The organism is Pseudomonas sp. ATCC PTA-122608 (assembly GCF_001952855.1).
Taxonomy (GTDB): domain Bacteria; phylum Pseudomonadota; class Gammaproteobacteria; order Pseudomonadales; family Pseudomonadaceae; genus Aquipseudomonas.
Genome location: NZ_LPNO01000052.1, coordinates 205,015 through 221,003 on the forward strand (window position 1 = coordinate 205,015; position 15,989 = coordinate 221,003).

The following is a 15,989-nucleotide window of genomic DNA, read 5'->3' on the forward strand; positions in this document are numbered from 1 at the left end:
TGCAACCTGGGCGGCACTGGGTTAATCGTCGAGGCGCTCTTCTAACTGGCGCACTTCGTAGGTGAGCTTGTCGAGGAACTGCATGCGCCGCATCAGGCGTTCGGCCTGTTCACGTTGCGCTGCATCATCCCAACAGGCTGCGAAGCTTTCGTTGAGTTCATCCTGGGCCACTTTCAGACGGCGCTTGAACACTGCGACTCCGGCCAGATCAGCCTCGTCCTGCAGTTCTTCAAGCTCCTCGCGCCATTGCATCTGCTGCATCAGGAAATCAGGGTCCTGGACCGTGACTTCAAGCGGCAGCTCGCGACCGCCCATGGCGAGCAGGTAGCGCGCGCGTTTGGGAGGGTTCTTGAGCGTCTGATAGGCTTCGTTGAGGCTGGCTGATTGCTCCAGCGCCAAGCGTTGCTCACGCTCGGAAGCGTCAGCAAAACGGTCCGGATGCACCCCACGCGCCAGTTCACGGTAGCGCGTGGCAAGCTGTTCAAGGTCCAGTCGAAAACTCGGCTGCAGCTCGAACAAAGCGAAATGACAAGGAGTACCCACGATCAGCCTCAGATGTTGAAGCTTTCGCCGCAGCCACATTCACCGCGTACGTTGGGGTTGTTGAACTTGAAGCCTTCGTTCAACCCTTCCTTGACGAAATCGAGTTCGGTGCCGTCCAGGTAAGTCAGGCTTTTCGGGTCGATAATCACTTTTTCGCCGTGACTCTCGAACACCTGATCTTCCTCGACCACCTCGTCGACAAACTCCAGCACGTAGGCAAGGCCGGAACAGCCCGTGGTGCGAACACCCAGACGAATCCCCTCACCTTTACCGCGCCCATTCAGGGAGCGGCGAATGTGCTGCGCAGCCGCTTCTGTCATGCTGATAGCCATCGTGACTCCTTACTCGTCGCCAAATTGCTTAGATCAAGCCTTTCTTCTGCTTGTAGTCGCGAACAGCCGCCTTGATAGCGTCTTCTGCGAGTACCGAGCAGTGGATTTTCACTGGCGGCAAGGCCAGTTCTTCGGCCAACTGGGTGTTGCTGATAGTCACAGCCTCATCCAGCGTCTTGCCTTTCATCCATTCGGTCGCCAGGGAGCTGGAGGCGATGGCCGAACCGCAACCGTATGTCTTGAACTTGGCGTCTTCGATAACGCCAGCTTCGTTGACCTTGATCTGCAGGCGCATAACGTCGCCGCACGCCGGAGCGCCGACCATGCCGGTGCCAACATCAGGGTCTTCCGCGTTCATCTTGCCGACGTTGCGCGGGTTTTCGTAGTGGTCGATGACCTTTTCGCTGTAAGCCATGGTACTGAATCCTCACTCATCAGGGCCGCTCTGGAACCCTGTAAACACGCCTGCGTTTTCCGCCACGTCTTTACAGAGCCTTTTGGGTGGCGGCTTCTATAGTTAGTGTGCCGCCCACTCGATCTTGGAAATATCGACACCGTCTTTGTACATGTCCCACAGAGGCGACAAGGTACGCAGCTTGGTGACGGCCTCGCAGACTTTCTGCGCGGCGTAGTCGACTTCTTCTTCGGTGGTGAAACGGCCGAACGTAAAGCGGATCGAGCTGTGAGCCAGTTCGTCGTTACGGCCCAGGGCGCGCAGGACGTAGGACGGCTCAAGGGAAGCCGAGGTGCAGGCCGAACCGGACGAAACCGCCAGATCCTTGAGCGCCATGATCAGCGACTCGCCTTCGACGTAGTTGAAGCTCAAATTCAGGTTGTGCGGTACACGGGCGGTCATGCTGCCGTTGACATACAGCTCTTCAAGGTGCTCGACCTGCTTGTAGAAACGATCGCTCAAGGCCTTGATGCGCACGTTTTCAGCAGCCATGTCTTCCTTGGCCACACGGAACGCTTCGCCGATGCCAACGATCTGGTGGGTCGCCAGGGTGCCGGAACGCATGCCACGCTCGTGACCGCCGCCGTGCATGGTGGCTTCGATACGCACACGAGGCTTGCGGCTTACGTACAGCGCGCCAATGCCTTTAGGGCCGTAGGTCTTGTGGGCAGAGAACGACATCAGGTCGACTTTCAGTTTCGACAGGTCGATATCGACCTTGCCGGTGGACTGAGCAGCGTCGACGTGCAGCAACACGCCCTTGGAGCGGGTCAGCTCGCCGATGGCGGCGATGTCGTTGATGGTGCCGATTTCGTTGTTCACGTGGATCACGGAAACCAGGATGGTGTCTTCACGCATCGCAGCTTCGATCATCGCAGGGGTCACGATACCGTCGGTGGTTGGCTCGAGGTAGGTGATCTCGAAACCTTCACGCTCCAGTTGGCGCATGGTGTCGAGGACAGCCTTGTGCTCAATCTTGGTGGTGATCAGGTGTTTGCCTTTGGTCGCGTAGAAATGCGCCGCACCCTTGATTGCCAGGTTATCGGACTCGGTGGCACCGGAGGTCCAGACGATTTCACGCGGGTCGGCATTCACCAGGTCAGCGACCTGGCGACGAGCGTTTTCCACTGCTTCTTCAGCTTTCCAGCCGAAAACGTGGGAACGGGACGCCGGGTTACCGAAGTTTCCGTCAACCAGCAGGCATTCGCTCATCTTTTGCGCGACACGCGGATCAACCGGGGTGGTCGCTGAGTAATCAAGGTAAATCGGCAATTTCATGGACTTTCTCCTAAATCAGGCTGGCTGGCGTGCCGTTAGCTCTTCGGCTGTCACTCGACGGCGGACGCTTCAATCTTGTCCAGACGCGGCGCCTTGGTGTTGCAACGGCGCTGGTCCTGACGCTGGGCTACTTCTTGCACCTCACGGCGAGTCACAAGATCAGCCAAGCTGATACCACTCAAAAACTCATGGATCTGCAGGCTCAGGTCACACCACAAGTGGTGTGTAAGGCAGGTGTCGCCGGCATGGCAATCACCCAGGCCCTGGCATTTGGTGGCATCGACGGATTCATTCACCGCATCGATCACCTGGGCTACCTGGATGCCCTGCATGTCGCGGGACAGTTGATAGCCGCCGCCTGGACCACGAACGCTGGAAACCAGATTGCTGCGGCGCAACTTGGCAAACAACTGCTCGAGGTAGGACAGGGAAATGCCTTGGCGCTCGGAGATATCGGCCAGGGACACCGGCCCATTTTGCGCGTGCAAGGCCAGATCCAGCATGGCGGTTACCGCGTATCGGCCTTTTGTAGTCAGTCTCATGGACAAGTACCAAGGTGTTTCAGAATGGGAGCAAGTATGCGATTCCCGAGTATTTAAGTCAACTATAAGACCTAGTACTTTAGTCAGGATTACCCGCAAAAATGGCGCGCGAATCATAGCAGGATGGGGCGGGATGGAACAGCGGGAACAGGGCCAAGCCGGGCATGCGGGACCAATGGAGGTCAAAATGTGGGAGCGGGCTTGCTCGCGAATGCGGTGGATCAGTCAATATATTCGGCGACTGACACGCAGCTTTCGCGAGCAAGCCCGCTCCCACATGGGTTTTGCAGTGATTGCGAGACTTCAGCCCGCCTTGGTGGCGGCACCTTCGTCCTTGACCTCGGCAAAGTCTTCGGTGCGCAGCTCAGGCAAGTCCTTGGCGCAGTAGTTGCTGCCAAGGTCTTTCAGGGCACCGCACATACCGTCCAGCTTGCCATCCACCGCTTGCAGGTGATCCAACAACTGGCCGATAGCACGCGCCACCGGGTCAGGCATGTCTTCGCTGACGCCATAGGCATCGAAGCCAATCTTCTCGGCCATGGCCTTGCGCTTGGCTTCCTGTTCATCACCGACTTCCGGCTTGACGATGATCCGCCCCGGAATGCCAACAACCGTTGCGCCAGGCGGTACGGCCTTGGTCACCACGGCGTTGGAGCCGACCTTGGCGCCCGCACCGACGGTAAACGGGCCGAGCACTTTGGCGCCCGCCCCCACTACAACGCCATCTTCCAGCGTAGGGTGGCGCTTGCCTTTGTTCCAGGTGGTGCCGCCCAGGGTCACGCCCTGATACAGGGTCACGTCATCGCCGATCTCGGCGGTCTCGCCAATAACGATGCCCATGCCATGATCGATAAAGAAGCGACGACCGACCTTGGCGCCCGGATGGATCTCAATCCCAGTCAGCCAGCGGCCAAAGTTGGAGACCAGCCGCGCCAGCCACTTCCAGCCCATATGCCACAAGGCACCGGACAGGCGGTGGATCCAGATCGCGTGCATGCCCGGGTAGCAGGTCAGCACTTCAAAGGCGTTGCGCGCCGCCGGGTCACGGTGGAAAACACTCTGGATATCTTCTCGCAAACGCTCGAACATTTTTAATCCTTCCGCTTAAGAAGCTCGCCACGGGCCGCTTTCTGGGTTTCCGTGAGGATGCCACGCAATATATTCATTTCCGCCCGGCTGACCGAGCTGCGTCCGTACAACCGACGCAGGCGCGCCATCAAGTGCCGTGGTTTTTCCGGGTCGAGGAATTCGATGGCCACCAGGGTTTGCTCCAGGTGCTCATAGAACCGCTCCAGCTCGTCCATGGTGGCCAGCTCGCCACTCTTGGTCGATGCAACCTCGTCTTTTTCAACCTTGCTTGGCTGACCTTCAGCGGCCAGCCAGGCCATGCGCACTTCATAACTCAACACCTGCACCGCCGCCCCGAGGTTCAGCGAACTGAACTCAGGGTCTGATGGGATGTGCACGTGATAATGACATCGCTGCAGCTCCTCATTGGTCAGGCCGGAATCTTCACGGCCGAACACCAAGGCGATTTCAGCGCCGCCAGCGGCCTCTACCACGACTTTGGTCCCGCATTCGCGAGGATCCAGCAGCGGCCAGGGGATGCGACGGTCGCGAGCACTGGTGCCGAGCACCAGGTTGCAGCCGACAAGGGCGTCTTCCAGGGTGGCAACGACCTGGGCTTTTTCGAGGATGTCATTAGCACCGGACGCGCGGGCATCGGCCTCGTGGTGCGGAAACACACGCGGCTCGACCAGCACCAGGCGCGTCAGCCCCATGTTCTTCATGGCTCGCGCCACGCCGCCGATATTGCCGGGATGACTGGTATTGACGAGGACGACACGGATGTTTTGCAGCAAGGGAGGCGCTCTCGGACACGGGAAAGGGGAGCAAATCTTACAGAACAGCCTAAGGTTATGCCATGAAAGGTAACGTCGTCCTTCACCTGAAGAAAGTTTCTGCTAGAATGCTCGGCTTTCTTTAACAACCTTAGGTGACACATCCATGCAGCCCATGCTGAATATCGCGCTGCGCGCCGCCCGCAGCGCCAGTGAATTGATCTTCCGCTCCATCGAGCGCCTGGATACCATCAAGGTCGACGAAAAAGACGCCAAGGATTACGTATCCGAGGTGGATCGCGCCGCCGAGCAGAAAATCATCGACGCGCTGCGCAAGGCCTACCCTACCCACGGCATCCTCGGTGAAGAAACCGGCCTGCACAAAGGTAGCGGCGAAGGCGAAGACTACCTGTGGATCATCGACCCACTGGATGGCACCACCAACTTCCTGCGCGGCATCCCGCACTTTGCCGTGAGCATTGCCTGCAAATACCGTGGCCGCCTGGAGCACGCTGTTGTTCTGGACCCGGTCCGCCAGGAAGAATTCACCGCCAGCCGTGGCCGTGGCGCCCAACTGAACGGTCGCCGCCTGCGTGTCAGCGGTCGCACCAGCTTGGACGGCGCCCTGCTGGGCACCGGCTTTCCGTTCCGTGATGACCAGATGGACAACCTGGAAAACTACCTGGGCATGTTCCGCGCCCTGGTTGGCCAGACCGCCGGCATCCGTCGCGCCGGTGCAGCCAGCCTGGACCTGGCTTATGTCGCTGCCGGTCGTTTTGACGCGTTCTGGGAGTCGGGCCTGTCCGAGTGGGACATGGCTGCAGGCGCACTGCTGATTCAAGAAGCGGGCGGCCTGGTGAGCGACTTCACCGGCGGTCACGACTTCCTGGAGAAGGGACACGTAGTTGCCGGCAACACCAAATGCTTCAAGGCAGTACTGACGGCGATCCAGCCGCACCTGCCGGCTTCGCTGAAGCGCTAAGCGAGCGGGCACAAAAAAGCACCCCTCGGGGTGCTTTTTTTATACCTGAAATTACTGCTGCGGCTGGTTCTGACCGATAACCAGGCGCCCTTCCTTGTCGACCGGGATCTGGTTGCCTGGATCACGATCCATGCGCACGGAGCCTTCCTTGCCGTCCAGGGTGTAACGCACGTCGTACCCGACAACCTTGTCGCTGATGTCGTTAACGGTGTTACAACGGGTTTGCGTAGTGGTGTAGGTATCGCGGTTCTGCATGCCTTCCTGAACCTTGTTACCGGCATAACCGCCACCGACCGCACCGGCCACCGTGGCCAGCTTCTTGCCATTACCGCCACCGACCTGATTACCCAACAGGCCGCCCGCCAGCGCACCGACCACCGTACCGACGATCTGGTGCTGATCCTGCACAGGCTTTTGCCGGGTTACGGCAACGTCCTTGCAGACTTCACGCGGGGTTTTAATCTGGGTTTTCACCGGCTGCACTGCCAGCACTTGCGCATACTCAGGGCCGCTTTTTACCAGGCTGTAGGTGGCAACAGCACCCCCGGCAGTCACACCGACAGCACCCAATACCGCACCAACCAGTAACGACTTGTTCACGTGAACCTCCTGACCATCACAAACGGACCGATCGATCCGCGCTATACCCAGCCTTGGAGCAAAAAAAAAGGCGCGAGTTCAATACTCGCGCCTTTTTTGTAACAGCAGATCAACAATTACCCATCAAGGGCGGTCGTCGACTTCCTTACCGGTGCTGGCAGGAGGGATCAGGTCTTCGCTGTTGAGGTTCAGCCAGATCAGTACCACGTTGGCGATGTAGATCGACGAGTAGGTACCCGCCAGTACGCCGATGAACAGCGACAGCGAGAAGCCCCACAGGTTGTCACCACCGAACACCATCAATGCCGCAATCGCCAGCAAGGTGGAGATCGAAGTTGCCATGGTGCGCAGCAGGGTCTGAGTGGTGGAGATGTTGATGTTCTCGATCAACGTCGCCTTGCGCAGTACCCGGAAGTTCTCACGAACCCGGTCGAATACCACGATGGTGTCGTTGAGGGAGTAACCAATGATCGCCAGCACCGCCGCCAATACAGTCAGGTCGAAGGTGATCTGGAAGTACGCCAGGATACCCACGGTCACGATCACGTCGTGGATCAGCGACACAATGGCGCCGACACCGAACTTCCACTGAAAGCGGAAAGCCAGATAGATCATGATGCCGACCAGCGCCATCAGCATGCCGAGGCCGCCCTGGTCGCGCAGCTCTTCACCTACTTGCGGGCCTACGAACTCGACGCGCTTGACCGACGCAGGGTTATCACCACCGACCTTCTGCAAGGCCTCGGCTACCTGGTGACCCAGTTGCGGGTCTTCGCCCGGCATACGCACCAGCAGGTCAGTGGTTGCACCAAAGCTCTGCACGATGGCTTCGTGATAGCCGGCCTTGACCAGCTCGTTGCGCACCAGGCTAACGTCGGCCGGCTTCTCGTAGGTCAGCTCGATGAGCGTACCGCCGGTGAAGTCCAGACCGTAGTTCAGGCCCTTATGGAACCAGCTGAACAACGCCAGAACGGTAAGGAGCATGGTGAAGCCGAACGCAACGTTGCGAACGCCCATGAAGTTGATTGTACGTAACATGGCAGCCCCTTAAATCCACAACTTCTTGAAGTCACGTCCGCCAAAGATCAGGTTGACCATTGCGCGGGTCACCATGATGGCCGTGAACATCGAGGTAAAGATACCGAGGGACATGGTCACCGCAAAACCTTTGACCGGGCCGGTGCCCATGGCAAAGAGAATCCCGCCGACCAACAGAGTGGTCAGGTTGGAGTCGAGAATCGCGGTAAATGCCCGGCCGAAGCCTTCGTTGATTGCCCGCTGTACGGTCATGCCCGCAGCGATCTCTTCACGAATACGCGAGAAGATCAGTACGTTGGCGTCCACCGCCATACCCATGGTGAGTACGATACCGGCGATACCTGGCAGGGTCAGCGTTGCACCCAACAGCGACATCAGGGCCAACAGCATCACCATGTTGCCCGCCAGTGCGACGGTAGCGATGATGCCGAAGAAGCGGTAGATGGCGATGATGAACAAGGAGACGAACAGCATGCCCCACAGTGCAGCGTCGATACCCTTGGTGATGTTGTCAGCACCCAGGCTCGGGCCGATGGTACGTTCTTCAGCGAAGTACATCGGGGCCGCCAGGCCACCGGCACGCAGCAGCAGCGCCAGTTCAGACGACTCACCCTGGCCGTTCAGGCCAGTGATGCGGAACTGAGCACCCAGTGGCGACTGGATGGTCGCCAGGCTGATGATCTTCTTCTCTTCTTTAAAGGTTTGTACCGGTACGTCTTTCTCTACGCCGTCGACCACTTGCTTGGTGTAGGTGGTGACAGGACGCTGTTCGATGAAGATCACCGCCATGCTGCGACCGACGTTGCTGCGGGTTGCGCGGCTCATCAGTTCGCCGCCATGACCATCCAGACGGATGTTCACTTCTGGCGTGCCGTGCTCGCCAAAACCAGCCTTGGCGTCGGTTACCTGGTCACCGGTGATGATCAAGCCACGCTCGATCAGCGCAGGTGGGCGACCACCTTCACGGAATTCGAATTCCTCGGCAGTGGCGCGGGTGGCACCCGGCTCAGCCGCCAGGCGGAATTCAAGGTTGGCTGTTTTACCCAGGATACGCTTGGCTTCAGCAGTGTCCTGCACGCCCGGCAGTTCAACCACGATGCGGTTGGCACCCTGGCGCTGAACGATCGGCTCGGCCACACCCAGCTCGTTGACGCGGTTACGTACCGTGGTCAAGTTCTGCTTGATGGAGTATTCACGGATTTCCGCCAGCTTGGCCGGGGTCATCGCCAGACGCAGTACCGCCTGACCATTGAGGTCGGCCGGAACAATGTCGAAATCGTTGAAGTTCTTGCGGATCAGTGCACGGGCCTGTTCGCGGGTTGCTTCGTCAGCAAAGCCCAGCTGGATGGCGCCGTTGAGCTGCGGCAGGCTGCGATAACGCAGGCGCTCTTTACGCAGCAGGCTCTTCACATCGCCTTCGTAGACTTTCAGGCGAGCGTCGAGGGCCTTGTCCATGTCCACTTCCAGCAGGAAGTGCACACCACCGGACAAGTCCAGACCCAGCTTCATCGGGTGCGCGCCAATCGCGCGCAGCCATTTTGGCGTGGTCTGTGCCAGGTTCAGCGCGACGACGTAGTCATCACCCATGACCTTGCGCACAACGTCTTTGGCCGGCAATTGGTCTTCTTGCTTGGTCAGGCGCAACAAACCGCCCTTACCGTCAGCTGCCAAGGTTGCCGCTTTAACCTGGATGCCCGCGTCGGTGAGCGCTTTGCTCGTGCGGTCCAGATCAGCCTGATTGACCTGCAACGCAGTGCTGGCACCCGTGATCTGGATCGCCGGGTCATCAGGATAGAGATTGGGAGCGGAATAAATAAAACCGATCGCCAGCACCGCCAGGATCAGTACGTATTTCCACAGAGGGTATTTGTTCAGCATCACGCCGCCCGCTTATAACGCGGGGCGCCTTGCGCGCCCCGTCGATTGGTAAAGGTTGGAACTTAGATCGCTTTCAGCGTGCCTTTTGGCAGCGTGGCGGCGATGGCGCCCTTCTGGAACTTCATTTCTACGGTGTCGGAGACTTCCAGGACCACGAAAGCGTCGGACACTTTAGTGATCTTGCCGGCGATGCCGCCAGTGGTCACGACTTCGTCGCCTTTCTGCAAGCTGCCCAGCAGGTTCTTCTGCTCTTTGGCGCGCTTGGCCTGTGGACGCCAGATCATCAGGTAGAAGATGACCAGGAAGCCGACCAGGAAAATCCACTCAAAACCACCGCCCAATGGGCCGGCAGCGGCCGGTGCAGCGGCATCAGCCATGGCATTAGAGATAAAAAAGCTCATTTAGCACTCCAGTTGCAAATAGTGAATCTTAGGGTCGGAAAACTCAGTCCAAGGGCGGCACAGGCAGCCCGCGCTTGGCATAGAAGGCATCGACGAAGGCGGCCAATGTACCCTGTTGAATAGCCTCGCGCAAACCAGCCATCAGGACTTGGTAGTGACGCAAATTGTGGATGGTATTCAACATGCTACCCAGCATTTCCCCACACTTGTCCAGATGGTGCAGATAAGCGCGCGAGAAGTTCTGGCAGGTGTAGCAGTCACAGGTAGGATCCAGCGGCGATTCATCATGGCGATGGAACGCGTTACGGATCTTCAGCACGCCTGTATCGATGAACAGATGCCCATTGCGGGCATTACGGGTTGGCATCACGCAATCGAACATGTCCACACCGCGGCGCACACCCTCTACGAGATCCTCCGGTTTGCCAACGCCCATAAGGTAACGAGGTTTGTCAGCCGGCATCAGGCCCGGCAGGTAATCCAGCACCTTGATCATCTCGTGCTTGGGCTCGCCCACCGACAGGCCGCCGATGGCCAGGCCGTCGAAGCCGATCTTGTCCAGGCCTTCGAGCGAGCGCTTGCGCAAGCTTTCATGCATGCCGCCCTGCACGATACCGAACAGGGCAGCGGTGTTATCGCCATGGGCGTTTTTCGAGCGCTGGGCCCAACGCAACGACAGTTCCATGGAAATCCGCGCGACGTCTTCATCGGCCGGGTACGGCGTGCACTCGTCGAAAATCATCACGATGTCGGAGCCCAGGTCACGTTGCACCTGCATCGACTCTTCCGGGCCCATGAACACTTTGGCGCCGTCGACCGGGGAGGCGAAGGTCACGCCCTCCTCCTTGATCTTGCGCATGGCGCCCAGGCTGAACACCTGGAAACCACCGGAGTCAGTGAGGATCGGGCCTTGCCACTTCATGAAGTCATGCAGGTCGCCATGCTTCTTGATCACTTCGGTGCCCGGGCGCAGCCACAGGTGGAAGGTGTTGCCGAGGATGATCTCGGCGCCCGTGGCGACGATGTCACGCGGCAGCATGCCTTTTACCGTGCCGTAGGTACCGACCGGCATAAAAGCCGGGGTCTCGACGGTACCGCGAGGGAAAGTCAAACGGCCGCGGCGAGCTTTACCATCCGTGGCCAGCAATTCAAACGACATACGACTCATGATTGTTCCTCTGGGCCGCGCGGCGCCGGATTACGGGTGATAAACATCGCATCACCGTAGCTGAAAAAACGGTATCCGTTATCGATGGCGGCTTGATAAGCGGCCATGGTCTCGGGATAACCGGCAAATGCCGACACCAGCATCAACAGCGTGGATTCCGGCAAATGGAAATTGGTCACCAGAGCATCGACCACATGAAACGGCCGGCCCGGGTAGATAAAGATGTCTGTGTCGCCACTGAACGGCTTGAGCACGCCATCGCGCGCCGCGCTTTCCAGCGAGCGCACGCTGGTCGTACCGACCGCCACCACCCGCCCGCCGCGCGCCTTGCACGCTTCAACCGCATCCACGACGTCCTGGCTGACTTCCAGCCACTCGCTGTGCATATGGTGGTCTTCGATGTTATCCACACGCACCGGCTGAAACGTGCCGGCCCCCACGTGCAGGGTCACATAGGCCGTTTCAACGCCTTTGGCGGCAATCGCATCCAGCAGCGGCTGGTCGAAATGCAGCCCCGCCGTCGGTGCAGCCACCGCGCCCAGTCGCTGGGAATACACCGTCTGATAACGCTCGCGGTCCGAGTCTTCGTCGGGGCGGTCTATATAAGGAGGCAGCGGCATGTGGCCGACACGCTCGAGCAGCGGCAACACTTCCTCAGCAAACCCCAGCTCGAACAACGCATCGTGACGGGCCAGCATTTCTGCTTCGCCACCGCCATCGATAAGGATCTTCGAACCCGGTTTCGGCGACTTGCTGGAGCGCACATGGGCCAGCACGCGATGGCTGTCCAGCACCCGCTCCACCAGAATTTCCAGCTTGCCGCCGGACGCTTTCTGGCCAAACAGCCGTGCCGGAATCACCCGGGTATTGTTGAAAACCATCAAGTCGCCCGGGCGTAAATGCTCAAGCAAATCAGTGAATTGACGGTGTGCGAGGGCACCGCTGACCCCGTCCAGGGTCAGCAGTCGACTGGCGCGACGCTCGGCCAAAGGGTGGCGAGCGATCAGCGAATCAGGGAGCTCAAAAGTAAAGTCAGCAACGCGCATGATGGGGTTCGTCTAGCAGGGCCGGGAAGTCTAGCGGAAATAGTGAAAATTGACCATGAAACGTGATTGACCAACGGTAATCTCATCTCTATACTTCGCCGCCATTGAGCCCTGATGGCGGAATTGGTAGACGCGGCGGATTCAAAATCCGTTTTCGAAAGGAGTGGGAGTTCGAGTCTCCCTCGGGGCACCATCTTAAAAAAAGACCTTGAAATTCAAGGTCTTTTTTTTCGCCTGCAGGAAAGTGATGATGGGCGGGCGAACGCGAGAGAAGAGGAACCTTGACCATGGAACTGACGCTGGAAGCTGTTGCGCTTTTTGCGCTCAAGCTGGTGCATGAGACCGAAGGCGCGAGCCCGATTCTGCGGGACGACCTGGTCATGGACGGCTATGAGCGGGAAGTGTTTGGCTTGCTGGTGCGCAAGGGCGATATCAAGGCCATCCAGCAAAAAATCGACGAGTGCCTGGCATTGGCACTCGAATCTCTGGGCGGTGCACACACCGTGATGGGCCGCGAGCTGCAACGGCTCGCGGTGGATGTGCGCCAAGCGACGACACTCGAAGCACTCAATGCTCCGCTCAACGCACTCAAGGATTACCTGAAAGCCATTCTGTAACGCGCGAGTCAGCGTCGCCCTTCGACCGCCATGCGCACGGCCAGGCCCATCAGCACCGAGCCCATCAACCAGCGCTGCACGGTTTGCCAAACGGGTTTGCGGATGAAAAMCCCCGCAATCGAGCCCGCCATAACGGCGATCAGCGCGTTGACGCTCACGCTGATCATGATCTGCGTAAAGCCCAATACCAGGGATTGCGAGAGCACACTGGCGTGGCCGTCAGGGTCGATAAACTGAGGCAGCAACGACAAATACATGACCGCCACTTTGGGGTTCAGCAGGTTGGTGACAAAGCCCATCATGAACAGCTTGCGCGGGCTGTCTTTGGGCAGGTCGCGAATCTGGAACGGCGAACGGCCGCCTGGTTTGACTGCCTGCCAGGCCAGGTACACCAGATACAACGCCCCGCCGAGTCGCAGCGCGTCGTAGGCATAGGGAACCGCCATCACCAACGCCGTGATGCCCAATGCCGCGCAGAACATATAAACGACAAACCCCAATGCAACGCCGCCCAGGGAAATCAGCCCGGCCATTCGGCCCTGGCAGATCGACCGCGAAATGAGGTAAATCATGTTCGGGCCGGGCGTCAGTACCATGCCGAGCGAAATCAGGCCGTAGGCGAGCAGACTGGACATCTCGGGCATGGTGTAACTCCTTGGCGACGTAAAACTTTGTAATGGCCTGCGGGTTGTTGGCGCCATGGTAGGGCGATAAAAGGAAGGCCGTTAGATACAGATCCGCGAGCAAAACGTCATACACCGGCGCGTACGTTTACCGCACCGCTCACCCAAGGAAAGGCAAATGATCGACTTCAACAACAAAGGCTTCTTCAAACTCAAACAAAACAACGAATACGCCGAACGCGTTTCGTCCCTGCTGCTGGATGATGAGCAGGTCATCGATTCCTACAAGGCCATGCGCGATGGGGTGGTGTTCACCACCAAGCGCATCATCGCGGTGAACGTGCAAGGGATTACCGGCAGCAAGAAGGATTTCACCTCCCTGCCGTACAAAAACATCGTCGCGTATTCAGTGGAAACGTCCGGGACGTTTGATCTGGATTCGGAGCTGGAGATTTACTTTTCGGCGGTGGGGAAAGTGAAGTTTGAGTTCACGGGGAAGACGTCGATTGTTGAGATATCGAGGGTGATTTCAAGGCATGTGCTCTGAGCTAATACCCTGCTCAGGACTACCTGAAAAAACCATTGAAGGAGCCAGCCTTGCCCGTGATTGGACGTAAACAATCACGCCTGCTCAGGGGCAAACCACTGGACCTCATAACAGTTTGCAGATCACGTCCAGCTCATCGAAAACAAAGCGCGTATTAGCCCTGCAATAGACATCATAGTGCTCGATCATCTGCCTTCCGCTCTGCGACTCGTTGAAGTAAGCGTCTACCATCTCCTGAGGCCGGTGCATCCGTGGCTTGCTCAACACTCGCTCTTCGGTAATGTGTTGATCTTTTCGAACCTGCACCCGCCCATCACGGAGAATATTCCGAAGCAGGTTCCACTCATAAAAGAAAATACCATCCAGCTCATAAAAGTTCAGGAAGGGGATATTGTGCAACAACACGAAGTGACTATTACCCGCATGAGCACCGGCCAAGCCATGCTGGCTCAGTTTCTGGCGAATACTTTCGTCGGAAAGAGTGTCCCTGAGCACGGCCAACTGTCTGACGAATCCGGTACGAAAATTAGCATTTAGAAATAGCTGGCACTGCTCCGAAAGATAGGTTGGAATTTCCGACAATTGATATTTAACCTGAATAAAGTAATAAATATCATCCTCCACGTCCCGAACTATCAAATCAATATCATACCCCTTGATTTTCGCATTATTGCCCGGCTTGAACTCCCCAAACACTTCCAGGCGCGGGTCATTAAGTTTTTTAATGTAATTTAAAACGTAGTCTTTTTCGAAGCCGGCTCCGAGCAATTGGCCAAAGTCCGCCTCTTTTCCGTTGACGGTTGCCGTACCCAGCAAATACCTGACGAACTTTCTCAACCCATACTTAAAGTTTAGCGCTCCCCGCACATACATGCCGCCCTTGTATTCTATGAAACTGCTGGCGGAGTCCAACGTTGGTGCGCGTCCGGCCAAGGCACTGTTGATCATATCCACCGTGGCAGGACTGACAATAGTCCTCAGGTAAGCTTCGTCGGTTGTACGTTCGCCCGACATCACACGCAGCTCCAGGTGAACGGCAAAATCGACTATTTCTCGCAAGTAATGATACTTGGGATGCCGGGTCATGGCGGCGGACAAGTACTCCGAATGTATAGACAGGCACTTATCGATAGTCTGATCCACCAAAAGCCCACGCAAAGCCGGAGTCAAACGGCCATGTTTCTGCAACAGCTCCGCCATGTCATACAGTGTGCGTGTGTCACTGATTTTAGAATTAGCCTCAGTAACCTCCGCCAGCCAATATCCCTTGATCCGTCGCTGTAGTTTAGCAGTAGGTACAATATGGAGAGTACGGCCAACCAACCTGGCTGTCAGAAGTCCATGCCCCATAAGAAAATAGATTTCACTCAGGTAATAACACAACCACAAGTTAGCATTCTTCAGGATGGATAAGTTATGTACGGCTCGCAGCTGCAGGTTTTCGGCAATCCTGTTGCACGTATATTCAAGCGCCGCCCATGTGTAGGCCTTACTAAAATCAGCGTACGTATCACTTCCCGGCGCTGATGACGCACCATGACCTGCAGACGCCACCTCAATTCTGAAATAGCTGCCCAGTTGATCTGTGAACCGGTGCACCGTATTAGGGTTGAGCGGTGTGTTGTCTTCGAAGAGATACTGCGGCAGCGATTGTCGAGCCTGTTCCAGGTTTGCCTTAAGTTTTTCCCAGAGTATTGCCTGAACCTGTTCGGGACAAATCAGCCGACGCAGTGCGGGTATTTTGTAAATCATTCGACTGCGCCAGGTGAGGCGTTTGCCAGCTGGCGGGAGGGCAGTCGTGTTCGCCATAGGGTTATGCAAAAAGGCGAGTAGTTGCGGGTCTACATCTTCATAAATCATCAACTGGCGTCCTGTCCAATTTCCACTGAGGGCAGGCACTCGCCTTATCCCTATCGTTTATGGCGCACGACCGTAGCATATCGACACACCGGTTTTTCGACGCCTGCACACGAACTGGAAGCTTCCTACACCTGATTAGGAGGTGAGCACCCGTTCAGAAAGTGAGTTTTCCCACGCACACCATCGAACAACGGGAATTTCAGGTTCGCCTCCGCTCTCATAGGCTCGCTTCCTTGCAC

General features: G+C 57.5%; 18 protein-coding genes and 1 tRNA gene. 4 read left to right on the forward strand and 15 right to left on the reverse strand.

Features of this window, described 5'->3' with window-relative positions; all coding sequences use genetic code 11:
• Positions 1 to 21 precede the first annotated feature (21 nt).
• From hscB to trmJ, 7 genes are all read right to left on the reverse strand, one after another.
• Complete coding sequence (gene hscB / locus AU074_RS28600) at positions 22 to 543, reverse strand: co-chaperone HscB (protein WP_008438289.1); 522 nt, start codon at positions 541 to 543, stop codon at positions 22 to 24.
• 8 nt (positions 544 to 551) lie between these two features.
• Entirely contained in the window at positions 552 to 875 is a 324-nt protein-coding gene (gene iscA, locus AU074_RS28605; RefSeq protein ID WP_003209680.1) for an iron-sulfur cluster assembly protein IscA, read from the reverse strand.
• 28 nt (positions 876 to 903) lie between these two features.
• The gene (iscU, locus tag AU074_RS28610) at positions 904 to 1,290 is read right to left on the reverse strand and encodes a Fe-S cluster assembly scaffold IscU (protein ID WP_003209682.1); all 387 of its coding nucleotides are present in this window, start codon (positions 1,288 to 1,290) and stop codon (positions 904 to 906) included.
• 102 nt (positions 1,291 to 1,392) lie between these two features.
• Positions 1,393 to 2,607, reverse strand: coding sequence for an IscS subfamily cysteine desulfurase (locus tag AU074_RS28615; RefSeq protein ID WP_076017549.1), 1,215 nt, complete (start codon positions 2,605 to 2,607; stop codon positions 1,393 to 1,395).
• A gap of 50 nt (positions 2,608 to 2,657) precedes the next feature.
• Positions 2,658 to 3,149 carry a Fe-S cluster assembly transcriptional regulator IscR gene (gene iscR / locus AU074_RS28620; RefSeq protein WP_003210305.1) on the reverse strand — a complete coding sequence of 164 codons (492 nt, stop codon included), beginning with the start codon at positions 3,147 to 3,149 and terminating at the stop codon, positions 2,658 to 2,660.
• Between the two features lie 303 nt (positions 3,150 to 3,452).
• Positions 3,453 to 4,238 carry a serine O-acetyltransferase gene (gene cysE / locus AU074_RS28625; protein ID WP_076017550.1) on the reverse strand — a complete coding sequence of 262 codons (786 nt, stop codon included), beginning with the start codon at positions 4,236 to 4,238 and terminating at the stop codon, positions 3,453 to 3,455.
• Between the two features lie 2 nt (positions 4,239 to 4,240).
• Positions 4,241 to 5,011 carry a tRNA (cytosine(32)/uridine(32)-2'-O)-methyltransferase TrmJ gene (gene trmJ / locus AU074_RS28630; protein WP_076017551.1) on the reverse strand — a complete coding sequence of 257 codons (771 nt, stop codon included), beginning with the start codon at positions 5,009 to 5,011 and terminating at the stop codon, positions 4,241 to 4,243.
• Between the two features lie 145 nt (positions 5,012 to 5,156).
• On the opposite strand from trmJ, the gene suhB reads away from it, so the two are divergent.
• On the forward strand, positions 5,157 to 5,972 hold the full coding sequence (gene suhB / locus AU074_RS28635) for an inositol-phosphate phosphatase (protein WP_003175971.1): 816 nt from the start codon (positions 5,157 to 5,159) through the stop codon (positions 5,970 to 5,972).
• Positions 5,973 to 6,023: 51 nt separating this feature from the next.
• Here the strand turns inward: suhB and AU074_RS28640 are convergent, their stop codons facing one another.
• From AU074_RS28640 to queA, 6 genes are all read right to left on the reverse strand, one after another.
• Positions 6,024 to 6,572 carry a glycine zipper 2TM domain-containing protein gene (locus AU074_RS28640; RefSeq protein ID WP_003210309.1) on the reverse strand — a complete coding sequence of 183 codons (549 nt, stop codon included), beginning with the start codon at positions 6,570 to 6,572 and terminating at the stop codon, positions 6,024 to 6,026.
• 123 nt (positions 6,573 to 6,695) lie between these two features.
• Positions 6,696 to 7,610, reverse strand: a complete 915-nt coding sequence (gene secF, locus AU074_RS28645; RefSeq protein ID WP_003210311.1) for a protein translocase subunit SecF — start codon at positions 7,608 to 7,610, stop codon at positions 6,696 to 6,698.
• Positions 7,611 to 7,619: 9 nt separating this feature from the next.
• Positions 7,620 to 9,488 carry a protein translocase subunit SecD gene (secD, locus tag AU074_RS28650; protein ID WP_076017552.1) on the reverse strand — a complete coding sequence of 623 codons (1,869 nt, stop codon included), beginning with the start codon at positions 9,486 to 9,488 and terminating at the stop codon, positions 7,620 to 7,622.
• 62 nt (positions 9,489 to 9,550) lie between these two features.
• Entirely contained in the window at positions 9,551 to 9,889 is a 339-nt protein-coding gene (gene yajC / locus AU074_RS28655) for a preprotein translocase subunit YajC (RefSeq protein WP_076017553.1), read from the reverse strand.
• A 43-nt stretch (positions 9,890 to 9,932) separates the two neighbouring features.
• A complete protein-coding gene (tgt, locus tag AU074_RS28660) occupies positions 9,933 to 11,048 on the reverse strand; it encodes a tRNA guanosine(34) transglycosylase Tgt (protein ID WP_003210314.1) in 1,116 nt (371 codons plus the stop codon).
• Between the two features lie 5 nt (positions 11,049 to 11,053).
• Entirely contained in the window at positions 11,054 to 12,103 is a 1,050-nt protein-coding gene (gene queA, locus AU074_RS28665) for a tRNA preQ1(34) S-adenosylmethionine ribosyltransferase-isomerase QueA (protein ID WP_008438293.1), read from the reverse strand.
• 108 nt (positions 12,104 to 12,211) lie between these two features.
• Here queA and AU074_RS28670 point away from each other — a divergent pair.
• A tRNA-Leu gene (locus tag AU074_RS28670) sits at positions 12,212 to 12,296 on the forward strand.
• A gap of 94 nt (positions 12,297 to 12,390) precedes the next feature.
• A complete protein-coding gene (locus tag AU074_RS28675; RefSeq protein ID WP_076017554.1) occupies positions 12,391 to 12,720 on the forward strand; it encodes a hypothetical protein in 330 nt (109 codons plus the stop codon).
• A gap of 8 nt (positions 12,721 to 12,728) precedes the next feature.
• Here the strand turns inward: AU074_RS28675 and AU074_RS28680 are convergent, their stop codons facing one another.
• On the reverse strand, positions 12,729 to 13,364 hold the full coding sequence (locus tag AU074_RS28680; RefSeq protein ID WP_076017555.1) for a LysE family translocator: 636 nt from the start codon (positions 13,362 to 13,364) through the stop codon (positions 12,729 to 12,731).
• Between the two features lie 157 nt (positions 13,365 to 13,521).
• Between AU074_RS28680 and AU074_RS28685 the strand changes: the two genes are divergently transcribed.
• Positions 13,522 to 13,890: a PH domain-containing protein gene (locus AU074_RS28685; RefSeq protein ID WP_003210321.1), complete on the forward strand. Its 369-nt coding sequence runs from the start codon at positions 13,522 to 13,524 to the stop codon at positions 13,888 to 13,890.
• 105 nt (positions 13,891 to 13,995) lie between these two features.
• Here the strand turns inward: AU074_RS28685 and AU074_RS28690 are convergent, their stop codons facing one another.
• Positions 13,996 to 15,750 (reverse strand): hypothetical protein, encoded by a 1,755-nt coding sequence (locus AU074_RS28690; protein ID WP_076017556.1) that lies wholly within the window; start codon positions 15,748 to 15,750, stop codon positions 13,996 to 13,998.
• Between the last annotated feature and the right edge of the window lie 239 nt (positions 15,751 to 15,989).

Excerpts from the sequence above, each read along its gene's own strand:
- AU074_RS28685 (WP_003210321.1), top strand. The coding sequence starts at position 13,522 with ATGATCGACTTCAACAACAAAGGCTTCTTCAAACTCAAACAAAACAAC.
- AU074_RS28675 (WP_076017554.1), top strand. The coding sequence starts at position 12,391 with ATGGAACTGACGCTGGAAGCTGTTGCGCTTTTTGCGCTCAAGCTGGTG.
- AU074_RS28690 (WP_076017556.1), bottom strand. The coding sequence starts at position 15,750 with ATGATTTATGAAGATGTAGACCCGCAACTACTCGCCTTTTTGCATAAC.
- iscR (WP_003210305.1), bottom strand. The coding sequence starts at position 3,149 with ATGAGACTGACTACAAAAGGCCGATACGCGGTAACCGCCATGCTGGAT.
- cysE (WP_076017550.1), bottom strand. The coding sequence starts at position 4,238 with ATGTTCGAGCGTTTGCGAGAAGATATCCAGAGTGTTTTCCACCGTGAC.
- secF (WP_003210311.1), bottom strand. The coding sequence starts at position 7,610 with ATGTTACGTACAATCAACTTCATGGGCGTTCGCAACGTTGCGTTCGGC.
- yajC (WP_076017553.1), bottom strand. The coding sequence starts at position 9,889 with ATGAGCTTTTTTATCTCTAATGCCATGGCTGATGCCGCTGCACCGGCC.
- tgt (WP_003210314.1), bottom strand. The coding sequence starts at position 11,048 with ATGTCGTTTGAATTGCTGGCCACGGATGGTAAAGCTCGCCGCGGCCGT.
- suhB (WP_003175971.1), top strand. The coding sequence starts at position 5,157 with ATGCAGCCCATGCTGAATATCGCGCTGCGCGCCGCCCGCAGCGCCAGT.
- secD (WP_076017552.1), bottom strand. The coding sequence starts at position 9,488 with ATGCTGAACAAATACCCTCTGTGGAAATACGTACTGATCCTGGCGGTG.
- queA (WP_008438293.1), bottom strand. The coding sequence starts at position 12,103 with ATGCGCGTTGCTGACTTTACTTTTGAGCTCCCTGATTCGCTGATCGCT.
- iscA (WP_003209680.1), bottom strand. The coding sequence starts at position 875 with ATGGCTATCAGCATGACAGAAGCGGCTGCGCAGCACATTCGCCGCTCC.
- AU074_RS28615 (WP_076017549.1), bottom strand. The coding sequence starts at position 2,607 with ATGAAATTGCCGATTTACCTTGATTACTCAGCGACCACCCCGGTTGAT.
- iscU (WP_003209682.1), bottom strand. The coding sequence starts at position 1,290 with ATGGCTTACAGCGAAAAGGTCATCGACCACTACGAAAACCCGCGCAAC.